At 40.3% G+C, this 444-nt stretch carries 1 protein-coding gene; it reads left to right on the forward strand.

Annotated elements, in window-relative coordinates; translation table 11 throughout:
• Positions 1-213 (forward strand): transposase (locus tag H5158_RS23610; RefSeq protein WP_259398926.1); only part of this gene is annotated, 213 nt, incomplete at its 5' end.
• Between the last annotated feature and the right edge of the window lie 231 nt (positions 214-444).

Below are 444 nucleotides of genomic sequence, written 5' to 3' on the forward strand. Positions count from 1 at the left end.
TTCTGCGGTTACTTAAAAGATTGCAAGGTATGCCCACTGCAACAGCAATGTATGCGAAAGCCACCTATAAAAACAGGACGGCAAGTTCAGTTTAAAAATGATGAATCGCGTAAAAAGCTAAGCTACATCGACAAAATGAAGGTCAAAATAGACAGCCCAATCGGGCGACGACAGCTTTTTATTGACGGAATGGCAAACGACTTGGCTGTATAGAGCCTGCTTTCCTTTAAATAAACAGCGGAATATTACAGTTAACAAAGGCATGAATAAATTGACCTTACGCGGTCAAACGAAAGTGAATGCTTTCACTTCATACTGCGGCAACTGTATTGCTTAGTTCATAATATAGAAAAGCTGCAAAACAGGACGCATTAATAAAGGTAAGCTGCTACCTCTCCAAATAAGCCACTTAAACACCTGTCATACCTTCCAAAACGCCCATTA

This window comes from Pseudoalteromonas sp. SR45-6, from assembly GCF_014163545.1.
Taxonomy (GTDB): domain Bacteria; phylum Pseudomonadota; class Gammaproteobacteria; order Enterobacterales; family Alteromonadaceae; genus Pseudoalteromonas; species Pseudoalteromonas rhizosphaerae.